Source organism: Curtobacterium sp. ZW137, assembly GCF_003762905.1.
GTDB lineage: Bacteria > Actinomycetota > Actinomycetes > Actinomycetales > Microbacteriaceae > Curtobacterium.
The window spans coordinates 374,761-399,426 of sequence record NZ_RJKS01000003.1; the positions used below are offsets into that span (position 1 = coordinate 374,761).

General features: G+C 71.1%; 24 protein-coding genes. 14 read left to right on the top strand and 10 right to left on the bottom strand.

What is annotated here, in order from left to right; translation table 11 throughout:
- Window positions 1-5 precede the first annotated feature (5 nt).
- The 7 genes from EDF55_RS11395 (at window position 6) to EDF55_RS11425 (ending at window position 7,618) form a co-directional block, all read left to right on the top strand.
- The gene (locus EDF55_RS11395) at window positions 6-722 is read left to right on the top strand and encodes a GntR family transcriptional regulator (protein ID WP_123655068.1); all 717 of its coding nucleotides are present in this window, start codon (window positions 6-8) and stop codon (window positions 720-722) included.
- Between the two features lie 208 nt (window positions 723-930).
- Window positions 931-1,950 carry a sugar phosphate isomerase/epimerase gene (locus EDF55_RS11400; protein WP_123655069.1) on the top strand — a complete coding sequence of 340 codons (1,020 nt, stop codon included), beginning with the start codon at window positions 931-933 and terminating at the stop codon, window positions 1,948-1,950.
- Window positions 1,947-2,900: a 3-hydroxyacyl-CoA dehydrogenase family protein gene (locus EDF55_RS11405; RefSeq protein ID WP_123655070.1), complete on the top strand. Its 954-nt coding sequence runs from the start codon at window positions 1,947-1,949 to the stop codon at window positions 2,898-2,900. Before EDF55_RS11400 ends, EDF55_RS11405 begins: the two co-directional genes overlap by 4 nt.
- Before the next feature lie 16 nt (window positions 2,901-2,916).
- Window positions 2,917-3,678 (top strand): SDR family NAD(P)-dependent oxidoreductase, encoded by a 762-nt coding sequence (locus tag EDF55_RS11410; RefSeq protein WP_123655071.1) that lies wholly within the window; start codon window positions 2,917-2,919, stop codon window positions 3,676-3,678.
- A gap of 105 nt (window positions 3,679-3,783) precedes the next feature.
- Window positions 3,784-5,172 carry an MFS transporter gene (locus tag EDF55_RS11415; RefSeq protein ID WP_123655072.1) on the top strand — a complete coding sequence of 463 codons (1,389 nt, stop codon included), beginning with the start codon at window positions 3,784-3,786 and terminating at the stop codon, window positions 5,170-5,172.
- Window positions 5,169-6,872 carry a dihydroxyacetone kinase family protein gene (locus EDF55_RS11420; RefSeq protein ID WP_123655073.1) on the top strand — a complete coding sequence of 568 codons (1,704 nt, stop codon included), beginning with the start codon at window positions 5,169-5,171 and terminating at the stop codon, window positions 6,870-6,872. The genes EDF55_RS11415 and EDF55_RS11420 overlap by 4 nt, the downstream gene beginning before the upstream one ends.
- Complete coding sequence (locus tag EDF55_RS11425) at window positions 6,869-7,618, top strand: triose-phosphate isomerase family protein (protein ID WP_123655074.1); 750 nt, start codon at window positions 6,869-6,871, stop codon at window positions 7,616-7,618. The genes EDF55_RS11420 and EDF55_RS11425 overlap by 4 nt, the downstream gene beginning before the upstream one ends.
- Before the next feature lie 3 nt (window positions 7,619-7,621).
- On the opposite strand, the gene EDF55_RS11430 is transcribed toward EDF55_RS11425, so the two are convergent.
- The 8 genes from EDF55_RS11430 to EDF55_RS11465 all read right to left on the bottom strand — a co-directional run bounded on the left by EDF55_RS11430 (window position 7,622) and on the right by EDF55_RS11465 (window position 15,331).
- A complete protein-coding gene (locus EDF55_RS11430; RefSeq protein ID WP_123655075.1) occupies window positions 7,622-8,290 on the bottom strand; it encodes a response regulator transcription factor in 669 nt (222 codons plus the stop codon).
- A 29-nt stretch (window positions 8,291-8,319) separates the two neighbouring features.
- Window positions 8,320-9,480: a sensor histidine kinase gene (locus tag EDF55_RS11435; RefSeq protein WP_123655076.1), complete on the bottom strand. Its 1,161-nt coding sequence runs from the start codon at window positions 9,478-9,480 to the stop codon at window positions 8,320-8,322.
- An 11-nt stretch (window positions 9,481-9,491) separates the two neighbouring features.
- Window positions 9,492-10,472 carry a D-alanine--D-alanine ligase gene (locus tag EDF55_RS11440; RefSeq protein ID WP_123655077.1) on the bottom strand — a complete coding sequence of 327 codons (981 nt, stop codon included), beginning with the start codon at window positions 10,470-10,472 and terminating at the stop codon, window positions 9,492-9,494.
- The gene (gene alr, locus EDF55_RS11445; RefSeq protein ID WP_123655078.1) at window positions 10,465-11,607 is read right to left on the bottom strand and encodes an alanine racemase; all 1,143 of its coding nucleotides are present in this window, start codon (window positions 11,605-11,607) and stop codon (window positions 10,465-10,467) included. Before alr ends, EDF55_RS11440 begins: the two co-directional genes overlap by 8 nt.
- Window positions 11,604-12,233, bottom strand: coding sequence for a M15 family metallopeptidase (locus EDF55_RS11450; RefSeq protein WP_123655079.1), 630 nt, complete (start codon window positions 12,231-12,233; stop codon window positions 11,604-11,606). The genes alr and EDF55_RS11450 overlap by 4 nt, the downstream gene beginning before the upstream one ends.
- Before the next feature lie 109 nt (window positions 12,234-12,342).
- Entirely contained in the window at window positions 12,343-13,023 is a 681-nt protein-coding gene (locus EDF55_RS11455; RefSeq protein ID WP_123655080.1) for an SDR family NAD(P)-dependent oxidoreductase, read from the bottom strand.
- Window positions 13,024-13,163: 140 nt separating this feature from the next.
- Entirely contained in the window at window positions 13,164-13,823 is a 660-nt protein-coding gene (locus tag EDF55_RS11460) for a helix-turn-helix domain-containing protein (RefSeq protein ID WP_243698184.1), read from the bottom strand.
- On the bottom strand, window positions 13,820-15,331 hold the full coding sequence (locus tag EDF55_RS11465) for an APC family permease (RefSeq protein ID WP_123655081.1): 1,512 nt from the start codon (window positions 15,329-15,331) through the stop codon (window positions 13,820-13,822). Before EDF55_RS11465 ends, EDF55_RS11460 begins: the two co-directional genes overlap by 4 nt.
- A gap of 198 nt (window positions 15,332-15,529) precedes the next feature.
- Here EDF55_RS11465 and EDF55_RS11470 point away from each other — a divergent pair, with 198 nt between their 5' ends.
- The 6 genes from EDF55_RS11470 to EDF55_RS11495 all read left to right on the top strand — a co-directional run bounded on the left by EDF55_RS11470 (window position 15,530) and on the right by EDF55_RS11495 (window position 21,166).
- Window positions 15,530-17,026 carry an APC family permease gene (locus EDF55_RS11470; protein ID WP_123655082.1) on the top strand — a complete coding sequence of 499 codons (1,497 nt, stop codon included), beginning with the start codon at window positions 15,530-15,532 and terminating at the stop codon, window positions 17,024-17,026.
- A 50-nt stretch (window positions 17,027-17,076) separates the two neighbouring features.
- Window positions 17,077-19,041: a primary-amine oxidase gene (locus EDF55_RS11475; RefSeq protein ID WP_123655083.1), complete on the top strand. Its 1,965-nt coding sequence runs from the start codon at window positions 17,077-17,079 to the stop codon at window positions 19,039-19,041.
- 1 nt (window position 19,042) lies between these two features.
- A complete protein-coding gene (locus EDF55_RS11480) occupies window positions 19,043-19,657 on the top strand; it encodes a hypothetical protein (RefSeq protein WP_123655084.1) in 615 nt (204 codons plus the stop codon).
- 135 nt (window positions 19,658-19,792) lie between these two features.
- A complete protein-coding gene (locus EDF55_RS11485) occupies window positions 19,793-19,975 on the top strand; it encodes a hypothetical protein (protein ID WP_123655085.1) in 183 nt (60 codons plus the stop codon).
- Window positions 19,976-19,995: 20 nt separating this feature from the next.
- On the top strand, window positions 19,996-20,535 hold the full coding sequence (locus EDF55_RS11490) for a MarR family winged helix-turn-helix transcriptional regulator (protein ID WP_123655086.1): 540 nt from the start codon (window positions 19,996-19,998) through the stop codon (window positions 20,533-20,535).
- Window positions 20,536-20,560: 25 nt separating this feature from the next.
- A complete protein-coding gene (locus tag EDF55_RS11495) occupies window positions 20,561-21,166 on the top strand; it encodes a TetR/AcrR family transcriptional regulator (protein WP_123655087.1) in 606 nt (201 codons plus the stop codon).
- An 80-nt stretch (window positions 21,167-21,246) separates the two neighbouring features.
- On the opposite strand, the gene EDF55_RS11500 is transcribed toward EDF55_RS11495, so the two are convergent.
- Complete coding sequence (locus EDF55_RS11500; protein WP_123655088.1) at window positions 21,247-22,350, bottom strand: Gfo/Idh/MocA family protein; 1,104 nt, start codon at window positions 22,348-22,350, stop codon at window positions 21,247-21,249.
- Window positions 22,347-23,147, bottom strand: coding sequence for a sugar phosphate isomerase/epimerase (locus tag EDF55_RS11505; protein WP_185017334.1), 801 nt, complete (start codon window positions 23,145-23,147; stop codon window positions 22,347-22,349). Before EDF55_RS11505 ends, EDF55_RS11500 begins: the two co-directional genes overlap by 4 nt.
- A gap of 216 nt (window positions 23,148-23,363) precedes the next feature.
- Between EDF55_RS11505 and EDF55_RS11510 the strand changes: the two genes are divergently transcribed.
- A complete protein-coding gene (locus tag EDF55_RS11510) occupies window positions 23,364-24,665 on the top strand; it encodes an MFS transporter (protein WP_123655089.1) in 1,302 nt (433 codons plus the stop codon).
- The last annotated feature ends 1 nt before the right edge of the window (window position 24,666 follow it).

Below are 24,666 nucleotides of genomic sequence, written 5' to 3' on the forward strand. Positions count from 1 at the left end.
AGGGTGTGACGACCACGGTGCCCGGCTTCCACGCGCAACCCATCACGCAGCGCGGCCTCCGTGACCGCGTCTACGACCGGGTGCTCGACGTCCTGATGGGCCACGACGTCGAACCCGGCATGCGCCTGTCGATCGACGGCCTCGCCCGGACGCTCGGCGTCTCACCGACCCCGGTGCGCGAAGCCCTCGTGCAGCTCGAACGGACCGGACTCGTGGTGCGCGAGGCGAACAAGGGCTACCGCGTCGCACCCCCGCTCGCCGGCGACCAGCTCGAGGCACTCTTCGACGCCCGGCTCATCGTCGAGAGCGGTGCCGTGGAGCTCGCGGCCCGCGGTGACGTCGCCGCACTGCGCGAGCGGCTGAGTGCGGCGCTCGCGGACCAGGCTGCCGTCGCCGAGGAGATCGCGGCGGTGGGCGTCGGTGGCGCGTCCGAGGAGCTGATGGCCCGGTTCTTCCGGAGCGACTGGCAGTTCCACCAGCTGGTCTTCGACGCCGCCAGGAACCCGTTCCTCCTCGAGATGTCGGAGATCATCACGACCCGCGTGCACCGGATGCGCCAGATCGTCGAGGGCGGTGGCGACGACACCGACCGTGCCGTACACGAGCACCGCGCGATCCTGGACGCGCTCGCCGAGGACCCGGCGTCCGCCGTGGCCGCGATGCGGGTGCACATCGATGCGGTCCGGCTGCGGTCCCGCGCCGACGCATCGCACGCGGGCTGACCGGTCCCGCGTGCGCGTCCTGAGGGCACGGACGCCCGTGCCGAGGTTCGGGTCAGCGGCACGGGCGTCCTGATCCTCCGAGCCCGGACTCCTTCGGAGCCCCCGTACGGGGGGTTTGGTCGAGGTGGTTGCGCTCTGCCCCAGAGCATGTATCTTTCCTATAGGAAAGAGGTTCATCGCCGAACCGCGACATGCAAGGGAGCATTCCGTGAACCACGCACAGGACTGGGTCCAGCAGGACTGGGACACCGCGACCTGGACCGCCGAGACGTGGCCGATCGCCGCGTGCCTGCACGGCTTCCCGCCGGTCGGCGCCGACGGCACCGCCGTGCACGACGCCGCTCCGGAGGTCTGGGACGACATCCTCGGCCAGGTCGCCGCCGCGGGCTTCTCGCTCGCCGAACTCGCCGACAGCCACATCCGGCCCGCCGACCTCGAAGCCTCCCGCCGGGACGAGTTCTTCGACATCGCCCGGTCCCACGGGATCGGGATCCCGTCGGTGCACCTGCAGCGCAAGAGCGTCATCCAGCCGGGGCGCGAGGAGGACAACCTCGCGTACGCGCACCGCACGATCGACGCGGCGGCCGAGTGGGGCATGCAGGTGTTCTCGACCGGCCTGCACCAGCCGTTCAACGAGGCCCAGCAGCGTGCGCTCTGGTTCTGGACGGCGCAGGGACCGAAGGACCCGGACGACCCCGAGGTCTGGAACGCCGCGGTCAGCCGCCTCCGTGAACTCGGCGAGCACGCCGCGTCCGTCGGGCTGCCGATGGCGCTCGAGCTCTACGAGGACACCTACCTCGGCACCGCCGACAGCGCCGTCCGACTGGTCGAGGAGATCGGTCTCGACAACGTCGGCCTGAACGCCGACGTCGCGAACCTCATCCGCCTGCACCGTCCGGTGGAGGACTGGAAGGAGCTGTTCGCGAAGACCATGCCGCACACGAACTACCTGCACGTGAAGAACTACACGCGCGACGAGGCCGCCGACGGCAGCTGGGCGACGTCCGTCCCGAGCACCATGGAGACCGGGCTCATCAACTACCGGCAGGTCCTCCGCGACGCCGTGGCGAACGGCTTCCGCGGCATCCTCATGACCGAGCAGTACGGCGGGGACAGCCTCGGCGTCTGCGCCACGAACCAGCAGTACATCCGATCCGTCCTCGCGACCACGAAGCTCGGCGAGACCGCCGCGACCGCCGGGACGACCACCGAAGGAGCAACTCGATGAGCACCCTCGACATCGCCGTCGTCGGATCCGGCTACATGGGCGGCGGGATCGCCCAGGTCCTCGCCCTCGCCGGCCACACCGTCCGCATCGCCGACATCTCCGCGGAGATCGCCGCATCCAACCGAGCACGGCTCATCACCGAGACGGAGCAGTTCGTCGCGGACGGTCTGTTCCCTGCGGACGCCGTGTCCCGCGTCGACGCGCACCTCAGCGCCGCCGAGTCCATCGAGGAAGCGGTCGCCACGGCCGACTTCATCGAGGAAGCGGTCCCCGAGAAGCTCGAGATCAAGCACGACACCCTCCGCCGGATCAGCGCGGCCGCCCGCCCGGACGCGATCATCGGCTCGAACACGTCGACGATCCTGATCCAGTCGCTCGCGGAAGCCGTCACCGGCCCGGAGCGCTTCCTCGGCGTGCACTTCTCCAACCCGGCCCCGTTCATCCCGGGCGTCGAGCTCATCCCGCACCCCACGACGAACGACCACGCGGTCGAGGTCGCCGAGGCCGTCGTCGCCGCCACCGGCAAGCAGTCGGCGCGGGTGAAGGACGCGACCGGGTTCGTGCTGAACCGCCTGCAGTACGCCCTGTTCGAGGAGGCGACGAAGATCGTCGACGAGGGCATCGCGACGCCCGACGACATCGACACGATCGTCCGGACGACCTTCGGGTTCCGCCTGCCGTTCTTCGGCCCGTTCGCGATCGCGGACATGGCCGGACTCGACGTCTACGCGTTCTGCTTCGAGTCGCTGCAGACCCGCTGGCCCGAGCGGTTCGCCACCCCGTCCTCGCTGCAGCAGCACGTCGACGCCGGCGAGCTCGGCACGAAGTCCGGCTCCGGGTACCTCGACGTCCCCGCCGACCGCACGCCCGAGCTCGTCGCCTACCGCAACCGCGCCTACGTCGCGATGCAGAAGCTCCTCGACGAGCTCGGCCCGGCACCGATCCACTGACCAGGAGGGAACGACCATGAGCAACCAGCGCAAGACCGTCGTCCTCACGGGCGCAGCCTCCCCGCGCGGCATCGGCCGCGCCACCGCCCACCACCTCGCCGAGGCCGGCTGGGACATCGGGATCATCGACCTCGACGACGACGCCTCGCAGGCGGTCGCAGCCGAGATCCGCGAGCAGCACGGCGTCCGCGCGGTCGGCGCCGGCGCGAACGTCGCCGACGAGTCCGCCGTCCGAGCGGCCTTCGACACCATCGAGGCCGAGCTCGACCCGATCGTGGCCCTCGTGAACCTGGCCGGGGTCTCCTCGGCGCACGAGTACCTCGACCTGCCGGAGGGCGAGTGGCACCGGGTCCTCTCGATCAACCTCGACGGGGTGCACTTCGCCAGCCTCCGGGCCGCCGAGTCGATGGTCCGGAACGGCTACGGACGGATCGTGAACCTGTCCTCGGTGTCGGCGCAGCGCGGCGGCGGCACGTTCAGCAAGACGCCCTACACCGTCGCCAAGGCCGGTGTGATCGGCCTCACGCGTGGGCTCGCCCGCGAACTCGGGCCGAAGGGCGTGACCGTCAACGCGATCGCCCCCGGGCCGATCGACACCGACATCATGGGCGGCACGCTCACCGAGGAGCGGAAGACCGCGATGGCCGCCGACGGGGTGCTCCCACGCATCGGCACCCCGCGGGACATCGCCGCCGCGATCGCCTACCTGATCAGCGACGACGCCGGGTTCGTCACGGGCCAGACGCTCAACGTCGACGGCGGCCTCTACATGCACTAGGGCCCACCGCCCGCGGAACGTGCGCCGACCCGGCGACGCGATCCGTGCCTCCCGTCCGGATCTCCGGACCCACCGAACTGCACCGTGCTCGCGAAGGAGCGAACCGTGTCCCTCCCCAACGCCCCCGCGCTCGGGTCGACCAACGACCCCGGCCTGAAGTCCGCCATCGGCAAGGCGACGAAGCACCTCATGCCGATGCTCGTCATCCTGTACTTCGTCGCCTTCCTCGACCGCACCAACGTCGGCTTCGCCGAGGAGGCCCTCAGCGTCGACCGCGGGATCTCCGACGCGGCCTTCGCACTCGGTGCCGGCATCTTCTTCATCGGCTACGCGATCTTCGAGATCCCGTCGAACCTGCTCCTCAAGCGGTTCGGTGCGCGGTTCTGGCTCGCCCGCATCGCGATCACGTGGGGCATCGTCGCCGCACTGTTCGCCTTCACGACGAACGACACGATGTTCATCGTGCTGCGGTTCATCCTCGGCGTGACCGAGGCGGGCCTGTTCCCCGGCGTGATCATGTACCTGTCCGAGTGGTTCCCGAACAAGGTCCGCGTGCGGATGTTCGCGATCTTCTACCTGGCGCAGCCGTTCTCGCAGATGATCGGTGCACCGCTCTCCGGCGGGCTCCTCAGCTTCGGCGACAAGGCCACCCCGTTCCACGGCTGGCAGGTGATGTTCGCGGGTGAGGGCATCCTCGCGGTGCTCGCCGGGATCGCGGCGCTGGTGTTCCTGACGAACAGTCCGCAGAAGGCGAAGTGGCTGGAGCCGGGGGAGAAGGACTCGCTGACCGCGGCGATGGCCCGCGAGGACTCCGCGCGGAGCGAGGACGGTCCGCAGGGCATCTGGCGGGCGATGGCGAGCGGCCGCGTCTGGTACTTCACGATCATCTACTTCTGCCTGCAGGTCGCCGTCTACGGGACGACGTTCTACCTGCCGCAGCAGGTCTCGTCGCTCCTCGGGCAAGAGGTGGGCTGGCAGGTCGGGCTCGTCTCCGCGATCCCGTGGCTCGTCGGGCTCGTCGCCTGCTACCTCGTCGGTTCCCGCGCGGACACCGTCGGCCGTCGCCGTCGCTGGGGCACGATGTTCTACATCACCACCGGGCTCTCGATCCTCGGGTCGGCGTGGGCGGGCGCGAACGGCCAGCCGATCCTCGGCATCGTGTTCATCACGCTGGCGGTCGCGAGCTTCCTGGCCGTCGGACCGATCACGTGGGCGTACCCGACCGCGTTCCTGACGGGTGCGGCCGCGGCCGCGGGCATCGGCCTGATCAACTCGCTCGGCAACCTCGGCGGGTTCGTCGCACCGATCATGCGCACCGCGATCAACGAGGTGATCCCCACGGACAGCGGGGCGTTCGGCATCGTCTCGCTCGGCGTGCTGGCGTTCGTGGCCGCGGTGATGATCTTCTGTACCAAGTTCTTCCGGGGGTCGCGTGCCGACGACCTCCTCGACACGAGCCACGTGCGCACGACCGATGCGGAGGCAGGACGATGACCCGACTGTTCAACGACCCGGCGGACTTCGCCGACGAGGCGGCCGACGGGTTCGTCGCCGCGAACCAGGCCTGGGTCCGACGGGTGCACGGCGGTGTCGCCCGTGCCACCGCCAGCCCCGACGGCACCGTCGCCGTGGTGATCGGCGGCGGCTCCGGCCACTACCCCGCGTTCGGCGGCCTGGTCGGACACGGCCTGGCAGCCGGGGCGGCGATGGGGAACCTGTTCGCCAGTCCGTCCGCGCAGCAGGTGGCGGCGGTCGCCCGCGCGAGTGAGCACGGCGGCGGGGTCCTGCTCTCCTACGGCAACTACGCCGGCGACGTCCTCAACTTCGACGCCGCCACCCGCGCCCTGAACGACGAGGGCATCGAGGTCAGGACCGTCCGCGTGACGGACGACGTCACGTCGGCACCGGCGTCCGAGGTGGAGAAGCGTCGCGGCATCGCCGGCGACCTCTGCGTGTTCAAGGTCGCCGGTGCGGCGGCGGAACGCGGCGACTCCCTCGACGAGGTCACCGCCATCGCGAACCGTGCCAACGACCGCACGCGCTCGTTCGGGGTCGCGTTCTCCGGGTGTTCCCTGCCCGGGGCCGACGAACCGCTCTTCACGGTCCCCGAGGGTCGCATGGCGATCGGGATGGGGATCCACGGGGAGCGGGGCATCGACGAGACGGACGTCCCGTCCGCGTCCGGCCTCGCGTCGCTGCTCGTCGAGAAGCTCCTCGGCGAGCTGCCCGACGGTGTCGAGGTCGACGGTGCCAGGGTCGTGCCGATCCTGAACGGGCTCGGGTCGGTGAAGTACGAGGAGCTGTTCGTCGTCTACGCGACGGTCCAGCGGCTGCTCGAGGACGCGGGCGCCGTGATCGTCGAACCGGAGGTCGGCGAGCTCGTCACGTCGTTCGACATGGCCGGGGTCTCCCTGACGCTGTTCTGGCTGGACGAGGAGCTCGAGGAACTCTGGGCAGCGCCCGCCGACACCCCGGCGTACCGGAAGGGCGGTGCCGTGCACCAGGAGCGTCTGCCCGAGGACGTCCTCGCCGCGGACGTCGCCGCACCGGTCGGCCCGGCGTCCGAGGACTCGCGGTCGTTCGCCGCCAGGATCGCGACCGCCCTCACCGCGGTCCGTCAGGTCCTCGACGAGCACGCCGACGAGCTCGGGCACATCGACGCCGTCGCCGGTGACGGCGACCACGGCATCGGCATGCAGCGTGGATCGGCGGCCGCCGACGCTGCGGCAGCCGACGCCGTCGCACGGGGTGCCGGAGCCGGCACCACGCTCGCGATCGCCGCGGACGCCTGGTCCGACAAGGCCGGTGGCACGTCCGGTGCGATCTGGGGCGCCGGCCTGGAGGCCATGGGTCGCGTCATCGGGGACGAGGAACGTCCGGAGCCCGCCACCGTCCAGAGCGCGGTGCACGCCGCGGTCGACGCGGTCCTGGCCTTCGGCGCGGTCGTCGGGGACAAGACCATGGTCGACGCCATCGTGCCCTTCGACGACGTGCTCACCGAACGCATCGCGGCGGGCGACCCGCTCGCCGGGGCCTGGCGGGCCGCGTCCGATGCCGCTCGGGAGGCCGCTGACGGCACCGCCGCACTGCTGCCGAAGATGGGCCGCGCACGGACGCACGCCGAGCACGCCGTCGGCACGCCGGACCCCGGGGCGGTGTCGTTCGCGCTCATCGTCGACGCGGTCGCGCCGTGACCACGATCGGCGTCTCGCTCAAGACCTACTTCGGCCACGCGCAGACGATCGCGTGGGCCGAGGCCGTCGCCGACATCGCTCGTCACCACCCGGCGGTGACGAGCGGTGCGGTCGAGCTGTTCGTGGCCCCGACCTTCCCGTCGCTCGTCCCGGTGCGCGCAGCGCTGATCGGATCAGGGGTGCTGCTCGCTGCCCAGGACGTGGCGGAGGAGGACGCGGGGCCGTTCACCGGTGAGGTCTCCGGTGCCGAGCTGGCCGAGATCGGGGTCGAGATCGTCGAGATCGGTCACGCCGAACGACGGTCCCTGTTCCACGAGGACGACGCAACCGTCGCGCGGAAGGTCGCGGCGGCGTACCGCAACCACCTGCGGCCGCTGGTCTGCGTCGGGGAGGCGACCCGAGCCTCCCGTCAGAGCGCGATCGAAGACGTGACCGGGCAGCTCGACCGGGCCGTCCTGCCGGACGCCGCCGGTCCCGTGATCGTGGCCTACGAGCCGGTCTGGGCCATCGGCGCTCCCGAGCCCGCGCCGGACGACCACATCGTGGGGGTCCTCGCGGGCATCGAGGCGTACCTCCAGGCGCGGCCGGAACTGGCTGGCAGCGTCGCGATCTACGGCGGCAGCGCCGGACCCGGCCTGCTCACGCGGGGACAGGGCCGCATCGGTGGGCTGTTCCTCGGCCGGTTCGCGCACGACCCCGACGCACTCCGGTCCGTCCTCGACGAGGCGGAAGCGCTCACCGGCTGACGGTCATGGGCGGGCCCCGGCGAGCCCGTGGTCGTTCGCGTACACCACGAGCTGCACGCGGTCGCGCAGCCCGAGCTTCCCGAGCACGCTGCTGATCTGGGTCTTCACGGTCGACTCGGTGACGAACTCACGGCCCGCGATCTCGGCGTTCGAGAGCCCTCGCGCGGCCCAGCCGAACACGATCCGCTCCCGCTCGGTCAGCGAGCCGAACTCGGCGGGCTGCGGCCTCGGAGCCCGTTCGACGTCCTGGCCGAAGAGCTGGGCGAGGTCGTTCGGCGCGATCACCGAACTGCCCTCGTGCACCGCACGGACCGCGGCGAACAGGAACGACGGGGTCGCGTCCTTGAGCAGGAACCCGCTCGCACCGAGCCGGATCGCCGTCGCGGCAGCGGGGTCGAGGCCGAACGTCGTGAGGACGATGACGCGGGGGACCGGCTCCGACACCGCGCCGTCGAACAGCCGGCGGACGGTCTCGAGGCCGTCCATCCCGGCCATCCGCATGTCGAGCAGCATGATGTCCGGGCGGAGCTCGGGGATGCGTGCGAGCGCCTCCGCGCCGTCGGAGGCCTCACCGACGACCGTCATGTCGTCCTGTGCGTCGAGGACCACGCGGAGGCCGGCACGGAAGAGCGCCTGGTCGTCGGTGAGCAGGATCCGGATGGGTTCGGTCATCGTTCGGTCATCGTCCGTGTTCGTCTCGGTCATCGTGGGGTTCCGTCGTCCAGGGCGAGGGGGATGCGGGCGCGGGCTGCGAACAGGTCGTCGACGACGGCGGCGTCGAAGGAGCCGTCGAGCGCCGCGAGGCGTGCGCGCATGCCGTCGACACCCCGGCCGGACCCGCTCGTGGTCTCGCCCGACGTCCGCACGACGTTCTCGACCTCGAGCACCAGGTCGCCCGAGCGCCATGTCTCGCGCACCACGACCGGCAGCCCCGGCGCACCGTGGCGCAGGGCGTTCGTCAGCATCTCCTGGAGGACGCGTCGCGCCGCCGTCCCCGTGTCCTTGCCGAGCGGGCGAGGGGTCCCGCGGACGGTGTGGTCGACCTGCACCCCGGCTTCGCGGATGCCCTGCACGATCTCCTCGAGCGAGGCCGGGTCGACGCGGTCCCCGGATCCGTCGATGTGCCCGAGGACCTGTCGGACCTCGACCAGGGAGCTGCGCGCCGTGCTCGCGATGGTCGCGCTGACCTCCCGGATGCGGGCCTCGTCCTGCAAGAACGGCACCGAGTCCGCCTGGGCGATGATCACCGCCAGGGAGTGACCGACGACGTCGTGGACGTCGCGGGCGATGGCTCCGCGGATGCGCTCCGACTCTGCCTCGTCGACGGCGCGGGTCGCGACCGCCTCGGCCTCGACGCGGCGCTCGGACTCGCGGTTCCGCGAGGTCCACGAGCGCACGGCCAGGCCGCCGGCCCACACCGCGAGCAGTGCCGTGACCGGGGCGGCCGCGGCGAGGAGCGCCTGGTCCGGCGGGCCGCTGATGATCAGGGCGAACCGGTACCCGGTGTACGCCAGGTAGACCGTCGCTCCGATCCCGGCGACCAGTGCCAGCACGCCGGAGAGCACCACCTCGGCCTTCGTGCCGACGATGGCCGACGTCCCGACCACGACGAAGAGTGCGATGTCGACGAGAGACGGTCGTTCGTAACCGGTGACCTGGACGAACCCGAGCAGGACGGTCGTGACCATCGCGCCGGACGGTGTGAGTCGACGGAGCGCGATCGCGGCCGCGGCGAGGAGGACCGCGGAGAAGCTGGCGTGTTCGAGCTCGACGTCCACCGGAGCGACGAAGACGAGTGCCGCGACGACGGCCCATGCCACGTCGACGACGATCGACCGCGTGGCGAGGGGTCTGAAGATCACCCACCGCTCCGTCACCACTGGATCATCGCACGGTCCGCGCTCCCGGTGATCGCCGCATCGAGCAGCGCAGCGACGAGTTCGTCGTACCCGAGGCCGACCGCGGCGAACATCCGCGGGACCTGCGACTGCTCGGTGAACCCCGGCGCGGTGTTCACCTCGTTGAGGACGACGCCCGCGGCGGTCACGAAGAAGTCGAACCGGGCGACCCCCGCACACCCGAGCGTCTCGTAGAGGCTCCGCGCTGCCTGCCCGACCGCAGCTTGCGCTTCTGGTTCGAGCCGCGCCGGGACGACGAAGGGTGCGCTGCCGTCGTACTTCTGCTCGCGGTCGAACACGGCTCCGTCGGCGACGGCGATCTCGAGCGTCGCACCGGCACGGAGCACGCCGTCCCGGTCGCGGAAGAGGGCGATGTCGACCTCGCTCCCCGTCACGAACTCCTCGACGAGCACCGCGTCCCCCGCGGCGAACGCACGGTCGAGTGCCGGAGCGAGTTCCCCGGGTGTCCGGACGACGGAGACGCCGTTGCTCGAGCCGCCGGTCGTCGGCTTGACCACGACGGGCAGCGGTTGGTCACCGGGCTGTTCGTCCGGACGGACGAGCGTCCCCGGAGCGGTCCGGACGCCGGCGGCCTCGGCGAGGAGCTTCGTGACCCACTTGTCCATGCCGAGCGCACCGGCACGGACGGGTGAGCCGACGAACGGCGTGCCGAGCATCCGGAGGAGCCCGGCCACGGCACCGTCCTCGCCGTCGACACCGTGCAGCGTCGGGAAGACGACGTCCGCGGCAGTGAGGACCGTGACCGCGTCGGGTGGGGACAGCGCCGGACCGTCCGTGGACCGCCAGCCGCCCGAGCGGTCGATCGTGAGCGCGGACACCTCGTGCCCGAGGCGTCGGAGCGCGCGGGTGATCGCGGCGGCCGACGCGACGGAGACGTCGTGTTCGTCGTTCGCGCCGCCGCCGATGACCGCTGCACGCAAGCGTCGTTCAGACACTGGCTGCCTCTTCCGTGTTCGTGTTCGTCCGGAGGACCCGGGACACCCGACTGCCGATCCGCGTCACGATCTCGTGCTCGATCGTGTCGGCCCACGCCGCCCACTCCGTCACCGTCGGTTCGCCGGCGTCGCCCGGCCCGAAGACGATCGCCTGCTCCCCGGGGCAGAGCACGTCGCCGCCCGTGTCGACCACGACCGAGTCCATCGAGAAGCGCCCCACGAGTGGACGTCGGCGGCCGCGGACGAGCACCGACGCCCGTTCCGAGGCCGCCCGCGGCAGTCCGTCCCCGTAGCCCAGGGGCAGGAGCGCGAGGTTGGTGCGCCGATCGGCGACGTGGTCGAGCCCGTACCCGATGCCGGTTCCGGCGGCGAGCGGGCGGCTGGCGATGACGGTCGTCGTCAGCGACAGTGCCGGGCGGAGTGCCGTGGAGGTGTGTGACGGGTCGATGCCGAACAGTCCCGCGCCGATCCGGTGCAGGTCGTACCCGGCCCCGACCCCGGTGATCGTGGCTGCCGTCGCGGCGAGGTGCCGCACGGACGGGGCAAGCCCGCGGCGACGTGCTGTCCGGACCGCGTTCGCGAAGACCAGGCGCTCTCGCCGGTTCTGCTCGTGCTCCGGCCGGTCGGCCGAGGACATGTGCCCCATCAGACCGACCACCCGGACAGCTCCGGCTCGCTGTGATCCGCTGGCGAGTTCGCAGAGGGACGCCCAGGTGTCGGCAGGTGCGCCGTCCCGCGCCATGCCGACGTCGACGTGCAGGTGCACGCGGGCGCGCTGCCGGACGCGCAGCGCCGCGCGTCCGATCGCGTGCAGCAGCGCAGGGCTCGACACCGCGAGGTCGATGTCCGCAGCGATCGCCGACTCGAAGTCCGCGTCGACGGGGTTCAGCCAGCTCAGCACGGGTGCGTGCACGCCGGCCGCCCGGAGCCGCAGGGCCTCGTCGATGGACGTCACACCGATGGACCGCGCCCCTGCGGCGAGCACCGCGCGGGCGACGTCCCCGTGGCCGAACCCGTCGGCCTTGAGCACCGCCATCACCCGCCCACCCGTGAGCGCGGTGAAGTACGCGGTGTTCGCACGGATGGCATCGTCGTGGACGGTCAGTTCCGTCGTCGCGTGCTGGAGGGCGGTCATCCCGCTGACCCGTCGGGCAGCGTCGCGGGGCAGTCGCCGCCGGGAGTGGTGGCCAGTTCGAAGTGCCACATCTCGTTGGCGTACGTCCGGCAGAGCCCGAACCGCGAGCCGTGCTGGTCCATCCAGCTCATCGCGTCGGTCGGCCCGACGTCGACGGCCTGCCCGCGGACGTGCGAGGACTTCTCCGGCGTGTTCACCCACCGTCGCGCCGCTTCGAGGGACCCGTACTGCTCGATGCCCTGGTCGAGGAGCGCCTGCTGGTAGTGCTTGCTGCGCCACCCCGAGTTGACGAGCACGTCGACGCCGTCCGCCGAGGCCGCGCGGGTCGCCGCTTCGAGCGCGCGGCGGAGGTCCGCGTCGAGCCCCGTGATCGCGGGAGTGTCCTCGAGCTCGGAGATCGGCGCGCTGTCGATGAGCCCGTCGCGGGACGTGACGAGCACGCCGCCGATGGTCTCGCTCGCCGTCACGGTGACCGGGGCGGACGGAGCGTGGTGCGTGGGTCGGTTCGGCGCACCGGTCGCCGGCGCGTCCGCGATCCCGGTCCCGATCGCGCACCCGGCGAGGACGATCGTCGCGGTTGCGAGCAGGCCGGTCGCGATGGTCATCCTGGAGGGCTTGGAGGTCATGAGACCATCGTCCGACATACCGGATGCTGGAACATCGGCCGGAAGACCCAAGGTCTTCCGCCTCCCGGACGAGGTCGGACTCAGTCCACGAGCCGGGCAGCCCCTGACGTCAGATCGTGACGGACCCGAGCACCCGGTGCGCGATGGAGATCGACTCGCCCGACACCGCGGACAGCGGCGAGGACAGGAACGCGATGAGGTCGGCGATCTGCTCGGGGCTGGACTCGCCACCGGACCCGCGCTGGACCTCGGCCACGGGCTCGTCGGTCACGGTGCCCGGGTTCACCACGTTCACCGAGACACCGGTCCCCGCGAACTCGTCGGCGAGGTTCTTCGCGATGACGCTCACCGCCGTGTTGCGGAGGGACGCCGTGATGTTGCCCGAGAAGTAGGCGTTCTGGCCGCTCACCACGACGACCCGGCCGAAGCCGTTGTCGCGCTGCGTCGGGAGCACGGCGTTCGCGACCCGGAGGAACCCGAGCGCCTTGCCGTCGATCGCCGACGCGATCTGGTCCGGGTCGGACTTCTTCGCGGGGTCGAGCGTCCCGGCGCTCGGCGCAGCCGTCACCACGAGGACGTCGATGCGCCCGTGCTGCTCGACCACCGAGGCCACGCCGGCGTCGACCGACCCCTGGTCGGCCGTGTCGATCGAGACCCCGTCGTCGCCGGCGCTCCGGGATGCGACCACCACCGTGGCACCCTCGGCTCGGAGCCGATCGGCGACGGCACTGCCGATGTAGCCCTTCCCTCCGACGACGAGCGCGACACGGTCCTTGAGCTGGAGATCCATGCGTCGACGCTATCCCCGCGTGCGCGCTTCGGCCCGCAGTGCTCCCACGGCCTCGAACAGCGTTCGTTTCGTTCGTTTGACTCACAAGCGTGATGCCACGCCCAGAGCGGCCACGCAGGCGGGTCGGAGACCGCAGCCCCTCACGCCAGCAACGGTTCCAACCGCGCGACCGCCGCCCGCAGGGACGCCAGCGCGGAGCCGGGGGCCTCGATGCGGGAGGACGGCGCGGAGAGCGTCAGCCCCGCGACGAGCTCACCGCGCTCACCGAGGACCGGCAGCGCCAGGCACCCGAACCCCCGCGCGAAGGTCCCCACCTGCACCGCCGACCCACCACCCGCCGCGTGCAGCCGCCCCATCGCGCTCCGCCCCGGGGAGGACCGCAGCGCCGCCTCGTCGAGCAGCGGGAAGTCCGGGTCGACGTCGATGTCGGTGATCCCGGTGGCGTCGTAGCGGGCGAGGTGCACGCCGGCCCGGACGGCGGACCGCACGTCACCGAGTACCGCACGCACGGCACGGGGGAGCGGCGACGCGGCCGGCCCCGGTACGGCGGCGGATCCGACGCCCGCCAGCTCGGCGACCTTGTGTCCGAGTGCGAACCCGCGCAGGTCCGGCAGCCGCACCAGGTACTCGTCCTCGACGAGCAGCGTGATGAGCCGGTACGTGGTCGCCCGGGGCATCCCGAGCACGTCCGAGATCTGCTGTGCGGTGACGCCCGGTCCGGCGTGCGCGACGGCCTCCAGCACCGACAGGGCGTTCTGGATCGCCTTCGGTTGCCGCGCGCGGAGACCGGGTTCGCTCACCGCGCCTCCGACCGTTCCCCGGTGGCCGGTCCGGAGGCTCCCAGCAGGTCCGCCACGACGGGCACGTCGTACACGGCTCGGCTCGCACCCCGCCGCCACGGTCGCCGTCGGGTCGCCACCAGGAACGCGACGACCACCGCTGCCACCACCCCCACGGCGAGGACCACGGCCGGCCACCGGGACGACACCGCCTCGACGCCGAGGTAGGTGACGAGGACGAGCGCGAGCATGGTCCCCGTCGCGACGGACACCACCGCGACCCGGGTGGTCAGTTCCCCGATCCGGCGCAGGAACACGGGCGCCGCGAAGCACGTCATGGCGTACGCGGCGATGTACCCGAGCGCGGCGACGACGAGCTCGGCCTCCATCAGGGACCACGTCGGGATGCCGAGGGCGAGGGCGATCACGGGCAGCACGGTGAGCACGGCGCAGGCGAGGAGCCCGGCGACGAACGGCGTCCGGAAGCGTGGTGACGTCCGGCCGAGGACCCGGGGGAGCACCCCTTCTCGCCCCATCGTGAACAGCACCCGGACGAGCGCCGTCGTCGATGCGATCGCGCACGCCGCGAAGGACGCCGCGATGCCCACGTCGAGCAGCCACCCGATCCACTGCATCCCGTACGCGGTCGCGAGCTCGTTCACGGGGGAGGCACTCGTCCCAAGGTCGGCGCCCATCGCGGCGAACCCGAGCTGCTGCGCCGCCGCACTGACGAGGTACAGCGCGCCCGCGACGAGGACGGTCCAGGAGATCGCCCGGGGGATCGTGGCGAACGGCCGGCGCGCCTCGACCCCGAGGACCGACGCGCTCTCGAAGCCGACGAAGGCGGTGACGGCGAGTGCGGTCCCGACGGCGAAGTCGTCCGGACGGGTGGGGCCGAGCGCGATCGCGGAGACGTCGACGGGGTGCGCACGGAGCACGAGCGCGACGATGAAGACCACGATGACGGCGACGGAGAGCGCCTCGACGAGCAGGGTGAGGCGGGTGGAGCGCCGCACCCCGATCGCGATCACGGCGAACACCGCGGCGCCCATCACCGCGACCACCACCATCGTGACGAGGGCGTTGTCGCCGGCCGCCGGGACGAACCGGGACAGCAGGTAGTCCAGGTAGTAGCCGCTGCCGGTGAGCGAGAACATCGCGATGAAGCCGTAGCCGAGGAGCAGTGCGGCGCCCGCGACGACGCCGGCGACCGGGCCGAGCCCGAGCGACACGTACGTGTAGAGCGACCCGGTGCCGGCGACCCGTCGGACGAACTGGTTCACGGTGCGCCCGACCAGGAACGACAGCGCCATCGCGGCGAGCAGGGACCACGTCGCACCGGATCCCGCGACGCTGGCGACGAGGACCGGGATCGTCGTCGCCGCCGCCGACGGTGCCACCGCGGAGACGGACTGCGCGAGCACGTCGACCGGTCCCACGGCACGGCGGGACAGCCCGTCGACCGGGGAGCGCGTGCCGATGCCGGGCACCCGGGGCGGGTCGGCGATGGCACGGTCGAGCGCGGTCATGCGGCAACCGTACGGGGAGGTCGTTGCCCGGGTGTCTCGCCCGTGTTTCCGGTGCGATTCCGGCAAATGAGACACCGCGACGGCCGGCGTCCCATTCGGGTGCGACGGGGTTTCACGCCGACGGAACAGCGGCGCAACGGCGGCACGGGACCGTTGGAGCACCACCACCCGAGACCCACCGAACCGGAAGGCCCGCCGATGTCCAGCATCACGAAGGACCCCGCGTCACTCGGAGCCGTGCCGGCCCCGCACACCAGGACCATGCGCGGCTCGCTCGGCGTCACCGCGATCGTCTTCATGGTCGTCGCCGCGGCCGCACCCCTCACCGTCGTCGGCGGTGCCGCACCGCTCGGCATGCTGCTCGGCAACGGTGTCGGCTTCCCCGCGCTGTACGCCGCGTCCGCCGTGATCCTGCTGCTGTTCTCGGTCGGCCTGGCGGCGATGACCCGGCACATCCCCCGACCAGGGGCGTTCTTCACGTTCGTCGGGCACGGTCTCGGACGCCCGGCCGGTGCCGGCGCCGCGACCCTGGCGCTCCTGACCTACACGACGATCCAGGTCAGCGTGCACGGGTACATCGGGTACCTCCTCGGCGTGACCGTCTCAGGGCTCGGCGGACCGGACATCCCCTGGTACGTCTGGTCCCTCGTCGTCGTGGCACTCGTCGGACTGCTCGGCTACCGGCACATCGACCTGTCGAGCAAGGTCCTCGGCGTGCTGCTCGTCGCGGAGGTCGGCATCGTGCTGGTCCTCGTCGCGGCGATCGTGGTCCGCGGCGGCGCCGACGGACTCTCACTCGCACCGTTCGAGCCGTCGGCGATCATGTCCGGTTCGCCTGGTGTCGGCCTGATGTTCGCGATCGCCGCGTTCATCGGCTTCGAGGCGACCGCGATCTTCCGCGACGAGGCGAAGGACCCGGAGCGCACCATCCCACGGGCGACCTACACGGCCGTGATCGGCATCGGCGTCTTCTACACGCTCGCCTCGTGGGCGCTCGTGATGGCGTGGGGTCCGAACGGGGTGCTCGCCGAGGCCGCGAAGGACCCGGGTTCCCTCATCCTCACCACGGCCGCTCGGTACATCGGCGGTGCCGGCGAGGCCGTGCTGAACGTGCTGCTGCTGACGAGCATGTTCGCCTGCGTCCTGTCCTTCCACAACGTCATCACCCGGTACCAGCACTCGATGGCGAACGCGTCCCTGCTCCCTGCCCGCCTCGGCGCGGTGCACCGCAAGCACGCGTCGCCGCACACGTCGAGCATCGTGCAGACGATCACCGCAGCGGCCCTCATGGTGCTGTTCGCGGTGCTCGGCCTCGACCCGGTGCTCCAGGTCTTCAGCTGGTTCGCCGGCGTCGCGACCCTGGCCGTCGCGATCCTGATGGCCGCGACGAGCCTCGCCGTGATCGTGTACTTCCGCCGCACCCGCTCCGACACCCGCGTGTGGAACACGATCGTCGCGCCGGTCCTCGGGTTCGTCGGGCTGGTCGCCGCCGCCGCACTCATCTGGGCGAACTTCCCGACGCTCGTCGGCGACGTGGACGCGAAGGGAGCGAGCGTGTTCGGCGTCGTCAGCATCGTCCTCACCGGGCTCGTCGTCCTCGCGGCCGTCGTCGGCGTCGTCCAGGCCGTGGTGCTGCGCCGCACCCGACGTGCGCAGTACGAGGTGATGCTCGACCGCCTGGCGGTCGAGAGCTGACCCCGAGAACCCGACCCGAGCCTCCAGACCGAGCAGAAGGAACCACGCGCATGACCCTCACCGATCCCGTCACCACGACCACCCACCCGCTCGCGAACCTGTCCGCCGACGAGTTCACCGCGATCCGCGACGTCGTCACCGGGCACCCGGACTGGACCGACACCACCCGCTTCGCCTACGTCGGCCTCGAAGAGCCGCACAAGCGCGACGTCCTCGCCTGGCAGGACGGCACCGCCGCGCTGCCGGAGCGCGTCGCCCGCGTGATGCTCCTCGACATGGCGACCGGCCGGTCCACCGACAACCTGGTGTCGCTCACCACGGCGACCCTCACCACGACCGAGGTGCTCGACGGCTCCCGTGGCCAGCTCCCGGTGCTCATCGAGGAGTTCGACGCCGTCGGCGAGATCGCGTCGGCCGACGAGCGGTGGGTGGCCGCGCTCGCGGAACGCGGGCTCACCGTGGACGAGGTGAAGTGCGTCCCGCTCTCGGCCGGGTACTACGACTTCCCGGAGGAGCAGGGGCGCCGCATCCTCCGGGTCCTGGCCTTCAAGCAGGACCACCCCGCCGACCACGTCTGGGCGCACCCGGTCGACGGTCTCTCCGTCTACGTCGACGCCGCGAACCGGACGGTCACCCGCATCGTCGACGCCGGGCACATGCCGGTGCCGCAGACCTCCGGGAACTTCGACGACCCGGCGATGCAGGGCGAGCCGCTCGACCTCAAGCCGATCGTGATCACCCAGCCGGAGGGGCCGTCGTACCGGGTCGACGGGGAGTTCGTCGAGTGGGCGAACTGGCGGTTCCAGGTCGGGTTCGACTCCCGTGAGGGGCTCGTGCTCCGGCAGCTGTCCTGGCAGGACGGCGACACCACCCGTCCGATCGTCTACCGGGCGTCCATCGACGAGATGCTCGTGCCGTACGGCGACCCGTCGCCGGTCCGGTTCTGGCAGAACTACTTCGACACCGGGGAGTACCTGTTCGGGCGCTTCACGAACTCGCTCGAGCTCGGGTGCGACTGTGTCGGCGAGATCCGGTACTTCGACGCCGTGCTCGCCGACGAGCTCGGCAACCCGCAGACCATCCGGAACGGGATCTGCATGCACGAGGAAGACTTCGGCACACTCTGGAAGCACGGGGACATCTACACCGGCTCGCAGGAGGTGCGCCGGTCCCGCCGCCTGGTGATCTCGTTCTTCACGACCGTCGGCAACTACGACTACGGGTTCTACTGGTACCTCTACCTCGACGGCACGATCGAGTGCGAGGCGAAGCTCACGGGCGTCCTCTTCACCTCCTCGTACCCGGGGCGGTCCGCCGACGGGGCCGACTACCCGTACGCCTCCGAGGTCGCTCCCGGCCTCGGCGCCCCGTACCACCAGCACCTGTTCTCGGCGCGGCTCGACATGATGGTCGACGGGCTGTCCAACGCGGTCGACGAGGTCGACGCGGTGCGGGTCCCCGTCGGGCCGGGCAACGAGCACGGGAACGCGTTCACCAAGTCGGTGACCCGACTGGCGTCGGAGTCGTCGTCCGGCCGGCTCGCCGACGCATCCGTCACCCGCACCTGGTTCGTGTCGAACACGGAGCAGCAGAACCACCTCGGTCGTCCCACCGGGTACGTGCTGTACCCGCAGGACGCGCCGGTGCTGCTCGCCGACGACTCGTCCTCGGTCGCGTCCCGAGCCGAGTTCGCCCGGAAGCACCTGTACGTCACGCAGTACGACCCCGCAGAGAAGTACGCAGCAGGGGACTTCGTGCACCAGAACCCTGGTGGCGACGGGCTGGCCCGCTTCGTGCAGGCCGACCGCCCGCTCGACGGAGAGGACATCGTGCTCTGGCACACCTTCGGTCCGACGCACTTCCCCCGTCCCGAGGACTGGCCCGTGATGCCCGTCGACTACGCCAAGTTCACGCTGAAGCCGTACGGGTTCTTCCCGCGGAACCCGGCGCTGAACGTGCCGGCCCCCGGCTCCTCCGGGGCGGCGGACGCGCACTGCTCGCACCACGGCGGCTGAGATGACGGACGTGCTCGGGCTCGCGGCGATCCTGCCCGCGTCCGCCGGGGCGTGCTGCACGGTCGGGGCGTGGCGCCCCGGCCGTGCGGTCGACGTGGTGGCGGCGCTCGTGATGGTCGCGGCGATGGTGGACGGGGTGTTCGGGCCGCGGGTGCTGCCGGGGGTCGTCTGGTTCCTGGTGCTGGCACTGCTGGCGGTGGCGCTCGCCGCGACCTCGCGGTTCCAGCGGGTGGGTCCGGTCGCTTTGGTCGCTGCGGGCGCTGCCGCCGGGAGGCCCGGGTCGGGCCCGGCAGGGCGGCCGACGGGCGCGCACGGCCGCCTCCACGGCGCGCTCGGCCTGCTGGTGATGGGAGCGCTGGGCATCGGCATGACGCACGGCTCCGGAGCATCGGACACGGCCGGGATGGCCGGGGTGGCCGGGATGGCCGGGATGCACCACACCGGGACGGTCGGCGTCGTGTGGCTGCTCGTGGTCGGGGGACTCACCCTCGGGTACCTGCTGCTGACGGCCCACCTCGTGCGCGACGGGCTCCGTCGCCGGACCCGTGTGCTGTCGGTCCTCGAGGCGCTCACGATGGGGATCGCCGTGGCCGTGATGGCCGCCGCGATGGTGTGATGGTCGAACCGTCCGTACAGTTCACTGCGCGAAACGTACAGCCCGTGAATCGTTCATTGCGCGAATCGTTCGTCTTCTGAAAGACTTCCCCCGTCCAGCCCGGACACGAAGGCGATCAGGAAGGTGGACGACGACATGCGCAGCACGTACCACGGGGCCCAGCGGAACCCCGGACTCTTCGGCTCCCACCCGCGCGTCGGGCTCACCGCGCCGCACGTCATCGCGGCGTACGTCAACGCCCGTGTCGAGGACCCGTCGCTCCTGTCGCAGCAGACCGAGCCGTCCTACGCGGACTTCTTCACCGTCCCGCAGGCCTGACAACCGGAGTTCATGACCACATGCCGTTGACCGTCGTCCGCCGCGAGCACGTCCACCTCTACGCCCAGGAGCCCCGCTCGACCGCCGCGAAGAGCGCCGTCGATGCCCTGCTCCGCCTGCAGCACGCCGAGGAACGGCAGATCGAGCACGCCCGCATCGAGAGCGGCCTGTCGAAGAACGAGTTCCTCACCGTCCGCTACATGCTCCAGGCACACCGCGACGGGCGCGCGATGGGGCCGAAGGACCTCGCCGTGATGCTCACGGTGTCCAACGCCTCCGTCACCAAGATCGTCGACAGCCTCGTCGCGAAGGGCGACCTGGTCCGCACGGCGCACCCCTCCGACCGCCGAGCACAGGTGCTCGAGCCGACGGAGCAGGCTGCGGCGAAGATCGACGCGTCCTACGGGCCGTTCCACGAGATCGTGGTCGAGGTGCTCGACCGTCTGCCGGCCGCCGACAACGACGTCGTCGCGAGGGCCCTCGGTGAGATCGTCGAGGCACTCGGCCGAGCCGTTCCCGAGCCCGCCGACGAGTACACGGTGGAGCACACCACCGCCTGAAACCTTCCAGCGGTAAGTTGTCTGCATGACCGCCGCCGAGGACGCCGAGACCGCGCCCCGGCGCGGGTACCGCAAGGGCGCCGAACGGCGGGTGCAGATCCTCGACGAGATGATCCGCATGGTCGCGGAGCAGGGGGTCGACGCGTCCTCGTTGCGCTCCGTCGCCGAGGCACTCGGCATCACGCACGCCGCGCTCCGGCACTACTTCCCGTCCCGTGACGAACTCCTGCTCGCCGTCTACCGCGAGCACGAGGTCCGCGAGCAGGGCGCTCCCGACCGGCTGGAGTCCGCGATCGGGGACATGCGGGAGAGCGCCGGGCGGAACCGGGACGTCCCGGGACTCGTGCAGCTCTACACGACCCTGTCCGCCGACGCCGTCGGGGAAGGACACCCGTCCACGCGGGAGTTCATGCGCGAGCGGTTCGCCCGGCTCCGCAGCGAACTCGCCGACCTCATCCGGCGCGACCAGGAGGCCGGGCGCATCCGAGCCGACCTCGACCCGACGGACCTGGCGTCCCTGAGCATCGCGGCGTCCGACGGCCTGCAGGTGCAGTGGCTGCTCGACCCGGACGAGGTGGACGGCGAGCGGGTGCTGAGCCTGCTCGAGCACATCGTCCCGCCGGCCGGCTGACCGGCGGGAACGCCGGAACGGCCGGCTCCCGGGGGAGTCGGCCGTCCTGGTCGTGCGTGGTGCTGCGTGGTGCTGCGCTGCTACGCGGTGAGGACCGCAGCCGCGGGGTCGAAGTCCTCGGGGAGCGGCGGGATGTCGGCGACGGTCGACGTGATGTCGACGGCCGCACCGTTCGCCGCGGCGTCGCGGATGCCGAGCAGCACGTCGAGGACGTGCAGCGCGGTCGCACCGGAGGCGCGCTCCGGGCGGTCCTCCGCGATCGCACGCGCGAGCTCGACGACACCAGTGCCACGGCCCCAGGTGGAACCGACGGCGCTGATGGTCTCCGGCTCGTCCTGCCCGTAGCGCCAGAGGGTGGAGTCGCCCTCGAACGTGTTCGGGTCCGGCAGCGAGATCGTGCCGAGCGTGCCGTTGATCTCGACGAAGCCCATGCGCGGGAGCGCGTGCTGGAACGAGAACGTCGACTGGGCGGACTGCCCGCCGGCGAACTCGATGAGCGCGGCGTGGTGCGTCGGGACCTCGACCGGGAACGTCTCGCCGGCACGGTCACCGGACGCGATGGTCCGGCGGTCGAGCGACTTCGACGACACGGCCTGCACGCGGGTGGCAGAACCGAGGGCGTGCACGAGCGTGGTCACGTAGTACGGGCCCATGTCGAACAGCGGACCGGCACCGGTCGCGAACAGGAAGTCCGGGTTCGGGTGCCACGCCTCCGGCCCCGGGACGTGGAACATCGTCGTCGCGGTGAGCGGCTCGCCGATGTCGCCGCGGGCGATGGCCCGGAGCGCCGTCTGGATGCCGGCACCGAGCACGGTGTCCGGCGCCGTCGCGACGCGGAGGCCCTTCGCCTTCGCGGACTCGAGCACCGCCGCAGCGGAGTCGTGGTCGGTCGCGATCGGCTTCTCGCTCCACACGTGCTTGCCGGCGTCGACGATCTGCTGGTCGACCTCGGCGTGCGCCGCCGGGATCGTCAGGTTGATGACGATCTGCACGTCGTCACGGGCGAGGAGTTCCTCGACCGTCCCCGACGCGGCGACGCCGTACGTGGACGCCTGCGCGGCGGCACGGTCGAGCAGGACGTCGGCGACGAAGCGGACCTCGACGTCGGCGAACTTCGTCAGGTTCTCCAGGTACTGCGTGGAGATGTTGCCGGCACCGATGATGCCGATCCCGACACGACTCACTTGTCGTTGGCCTTCAGCCAGGTGAGGGACTCGGAGATGCCCTCGAAGACGTCACCCTTGTACGCGTCGAACTCGACCACGCGGATGGCGTTCGGCGCGGCGGCGAGGATCGCCGGCACGTCGACGTCGCCCTGGCCGGCGGGCGTCTGGTTCTCGAACGCACGCTGCAGTGCCTCGGGGACGATGAGGGCGCTCTCCGAGGAGGGCAGGGCGGTGCGGATGTCACCGTCGACCTTGCCGTCCTTCACGTGGATCGCGACGACGCGGTCGCCGAGCCCCTTCAGCACGGCCGGGGCGTCGGCGCCACCGACGGTCGCCCAGAAGGTGTCGAGCTCGAGCACCGTCTCCGGGCTGATCTGCGACACGAAGTGGTCGTAGACCGTGCGGCCGTCGACCTTGTTCGTGAACTCCCACTGGTGGTTGTGGTAGCCGAACTGCAGGCCGCGGGCGGCTGCTTCGGCGGTGAGGACGTTGACGCGCTCGGCGATCTTCGCGACGTCGTCGGCGGTCTGCCAGCGGTCGGTCGGGATGAACGGGTCGATGACGGTGCGGATGCCGAGGCGCTCGGCGGCGTCCCAGATCGGAGCCGTGTCCTCGGCGTCGATGACGGCCACGTGACCGGACGGGGCCTTCAGGCCGGTCGCGGCGAAGGCACGCTCGAGGTCGGTGGCGCGCTCGACGAACGCGTAGGGCTCGACGTTCTCGTAGCCGATCTCGCGGACGCGGGCGATGGCGGCGTCGAGGTCTTCGGCGATGGCGTCGCGCAGCGAGTACAGCTGCACAGAGGTGGTGGGCATTGCAGAGGCTCCTTCGATCCTGGCTGGGGTGGTGCCACCCGCCGGGACGCGATGCTCCGCGGCGAGATCGATGACGACGCTACACGGAAAACCATCCGGTGTGTAGTTTTTGCTGCGCCGTGTTTCGTCCGGGGTCCCGTGTCCTGACCTGTCGATGTATGCTCGCCTCTGTCAAAACCTTGCTCAGCAAGGTTTTCATCGACTCAAGGAGGCGTCATGAGCACACCCGAACCCGCGGAGACCCCGGTCCTGCTGCACCCGGAAGAGGGCATCACCCAGCCGGTCAGCACGATGAAGGTCGGGCTCGGCTACCAGATCGCGCTGTTCCTCGGACAGTTCGGCCTGTTCGTGGCGCTCATGGCCCCGGTCTACGTCAGCATGCAGCTGAAGGCCGAGGCGCTCGTCGGTTCGGATGCCGCCAACGTCATCGGCTCGGTCCTGCCGATCGGTGCGTTCGGCGCGCTCATCATGAACCCGCTCGCCGGTGCGCTCTCCGACCGGACCCGCACCCGCTGGGGTCGTCGTCGCCCGTGGATGCTCACCGGGGTCGTCGTGTTCGCGATCGCGCTCGCGTGGATCGCCTTCGCCCCGGACACCACCCAGCTCACCCTCGGGTGGCTGCTCGCCCAGCTCTCGGCGAACACGGTCCTCGCGACCCTGACCGCGAGCTTCGCGGACAACGTGCCCCAGTTCCAGCGCGGGAAGTCCTCCAGCATCATCGCGCTCGCGCAGAACATCGCCGTCCTCGCCGGCACCTACCTGTCGGTGTTCTTCGTCGCGAACCTGCCGGTGCTGTTCATCGCCCCCGGCATCCTGGCGATCATCCTCGTCGTGGTCTACGCCGTCGTCGCCCGGGACGACCTGCCGACGTACAAGCTCAAGAAGTTCACGTTCCTCAACCTGATCTCGTCGTTCTGGACGAACCCGATCAAGAACCCGGACTTCGCGTTCGCCTGGTGGTCGCGCTTCCTGATCATCTTCGCGACGTTCATGTTCACGACGTACCGCCTGCTCTACATGAAGGAGCACATCGGGATCACGAGCGACAAGGAGGCCACAGCGGCCGTCGCGTTCGGTGTGCTGCTCTACACGATCGCCCTGCTCGTCAGCGCCGCACTCTCCGGGTGGGCGTCCGACCGACTCGGGCGTCGCAAGGTCTTCGTCGGCGGATCCACCGCGCTGTTCGCCGTCGGGCTCGTGGTCCTCGCCCACGCCGACACCGTGCACGGGTTCTACGTCGCCGAGGTCGTCATGGGCTTCGCGTACGGCATCTACTCGGCCATCGACACCGCGCTCGTGGTCGACGTGCTGCCGAACGCCGACCGTCCGGGCAAGGACCTCGGGGTGATCAACATCGCGAACGCACTCCCGCAGTCGCTCGCCCCGGCCGCGTCGCTGTTCTTCCTGAAGTTCGGGACCAGCGGATCGCCGGACAACTACGAGCTGATGTGCTGGGCCGCCGGGATCGTCGCGATCATCGGTGCCCTCGTCGTGATCCCCATCAAGCGCGTGCGCTGAT

Excerpts from the sequence above, each read along its gene's own strand:
- EDF55_RS11405 (WP_123655070.1), top strand. The coding sequence starts at position 1,947 with ATGAGCACCCTCGACATCGCCGTCGTCGGATCCGGCTACATGGGCGGC.
- EDF55_RS11410 (WP_123655071.1), top strand. The coding sequence starts at position 2,917 with ATGAGCAACCAGCGCAAGACCGTCGTCCTCACGGGCGCAGCCTCCCCG.
- EDF55_RS11420 (WP_123655073.1), top strand. The coding sequence starts at position 5,169 with ATGACCCGACTGTTCAACGACCCGGCGGACTTCGCCGACGAGGCGGCC.
- EDF55_RS11430 (WP_123655075.1), bottom strand. The coding sequence starts at position 8,290 with ATGACCGAACCCATCCGGATCCTGCTCACCGACGACCAGGCGCTCTTC.
- alr (WP_123655078.1), bottom strand. The coding sequence starts at position 11,607 with ATGACCGCCCTCCAGCACGCGACGACGGAACTGACCGTCCACGACGAT.
- EDF55_RS11450 (WP_123655079.1), bottom strand. The coding sequence starts at position 12,233 with ATGACCTCCAAGCCCTCCAGGATGACCATCGCGACCGGCCTGCTCGCA.
- EDF55_RS11455 (WP_123655080.1), bottom strand. The coding sequence starts at position 13,023 with ATGGATCTCCAGCTCAAGGACCGTGTCGCGCTCGTCGTCGGAGGGAAG.
- EDF55_RS11465 (WP_123655081.1), bottom strand. The coding sequence starts at position 15,331 with ATGACCGCGCTCGACCGTGCCATCGCCGACCCGCCCCGGGTGCCCGGC.
- EDF55_RS11470 (WP_123655082.1), top strand. The coding sequence starts at position 15,530 with ATGTCCAGCATCACGAAGGACCCCGCGTCACTCGGAGCCGTGCCGGCC.
- EDF55_RS11475 (WP_123655083.1), top strand. The coding sequence starts at position 17,077 with ATGACCCTCACCGATCCCGTCACCACGACCACCCACCCGCTCGCGAAC.
- EDF55_RS11480 (WP_123655084.1), top strand. The coding sequence starts at position 19,043 with ATGACGGACGTGCTCGGGCTCGCGGCGATCCTGCCCGCGTCCGCCGGG.
- EDF55_RS11485 (WP_123655085.1), top strand. The coding sequence starts at position 19,793 with ATGCGCAGCACGTACCACGGGGCCCAGCGGAACCCCGGACTCTTCGGC.
- EDF55_RS11490 (WP_123655086.1), top strand. The coding sequence starts at position 19,996 with ATGCCGTTGACCGTCGTCCGCCGCGAGCACGTCCACCTCTACGCCCAG.
- EDF55_RS11495 (WP_123655087.1), top strand. The coding sequence starts at position 20,561 with ATGACCGCCGCCGAGGACGCCGAGACCGCGCCCCGGCGCGGGTACCGC.
- EDF55_RS11505 (WP_185017334.1), bottom strand. The coding sequence starts at position 23,147 with ATGCCCACCACCTCTGTGCAGCTGTACTCGCTGCGCGACGCCATCGCC.
- EDF55_RS11510 (WP_123655089.1), top strand. The coding sequence starts at position 23,364 with ATGAGCACACCCGAACCCGCGGAGACCCCGGTCCTGCTGCACCCGGAA.